Origin of the sequence: Sphingomonas sp. ACRSK, assembly GCF_022346685.1 — a bacterium.
GTDB lineage: Bacteria > Pseudomonadota > Alphaproteobacteria > Sphingomonadales > Sphingomonadaceae > Sphingomonas > Sphingomonas molluscorum.
Genome location: NZ_JAKRNR010000088.1, coordinates 1 through 953 on the forward strand (window position 1 = coordinate 1; position 953 = coordinate 953).

General features: G+C 61.4%; 2 protein-coding genes and 1 tRNA gene. All 3 read left to right on the forward strand.

The window, feature by feature from the left end; all coding sequences use genetic code 11:
* Positions 1-43: 43 nt before the first annotated feature.
* The 3 genes from MHZ35_RS17850 to MHZ35_RS17860 all read left to right on the forward strand — a co-directional run bounded on the left by MHZ35_RS17850 (position 44) and on the right by MHZ35_RS17860 (position 914).
* Positions 44-120, forward strand: a tRNA-Met gene (locus MHZ35_RS17850).
* Positions 121-492: 372 nt separating this feature from the next.
* Positions 493-567, forward strand: a complete 75-nt coding sequence (locus MHZ35_RS18235) for a hypothetical protein (RefSeq protein ID WP_446741079.1) — start codon at positions 493-495, stop codon at positions 565-567.
* A 59-nt stretch (positions 568-626) separates the two neighbouring features.
* Complete coding sequence (locus MHZ35_RS17860; protein ID WP_239436849.1) at positions 627-914, forward strand: hypothetical protein; 288 nt, start codon at positions 627-629, stop codon at positions 912-914.
* Positions 915-953: the final 39 nt, after the last annotated feature.

Consider the following 953-nt stretch of genomic DNA (forward strand, 5'->3'; position numbering starts at 1 on the left):
AAGCTCGTGCACACAAACCCATTCACAATGCAATGCACCCTGGCGCGGGGTGGAGCAGCCCGGTAGCTCGTCAGGCTCATAACCTGAAGGTCACAGGTTCAAATCCTGTCCCCGCAACCAACTCAAAAGCCCGCTTGTCGCAAGACAGCGGGCTTTCGTGCGTCCGGGGTATACGCGCTCAGGCCCTGGAGATAGCCACCCGAGTGGAAACGGTCGCGGTGTGCCGTGCCCGCTCCTCAGCCGAACTGGCGCCAAACAGCACGCTCACCGTAAGCGTCCGGTGAGCCGCGTGTTGCCGGGGGCGGCGTAGGCGTCAATGTCCGGACCTGTGGTCTCCTCCTGGAGTCCAGAAGGAGGTCAGGAGATGGGGCAGATGGAGGTCATTACCCGGACGGAGCGCCGGCGGACCTACAGCGAGCGGGCAGCGGCGATCTACACCCTCTCCAGACCGCCAAGCTCAACTTTGTCGACCCCCAAGCCTGGCTGCGCGACGTGCTTACGCGCATCGCCGACGGGTACCCTGTCAACCGCATAGGCGAACTCGTACCGCGGAACTGGACCACGTAGCGTTCCATCCGAGAGACGAAAGCGATGGCTTGCCGCACCCCTTCATCTACAATCGGCACATGACGCCATCCCGCATCAAGACCGCCGGCCACCACGTAGCGCGCTATGTGCTGCCCATCATTAGCGCCATATGGCTGTTCTGGACGATGCTTGAAACAAAGCGCATGCAAGGCTGGTTCGAAGCTCAGGACGATTTTCGTCATGCCTCAAGGCCGTTCTTCGCCTTTCCGACGGCTGAGTTTGCTTTCGCCGCGATCTTCGTCATCGCGAGCTGGACACCCGCAAAAACCGCGTATTTTGAAGCGGTCCGTCCGGCGAGGACATTGTTCGATGTTGCGGGACCATGATGGGCGCGCTGTCAGTCTCCTTCCGGCGGTATTTCGGGC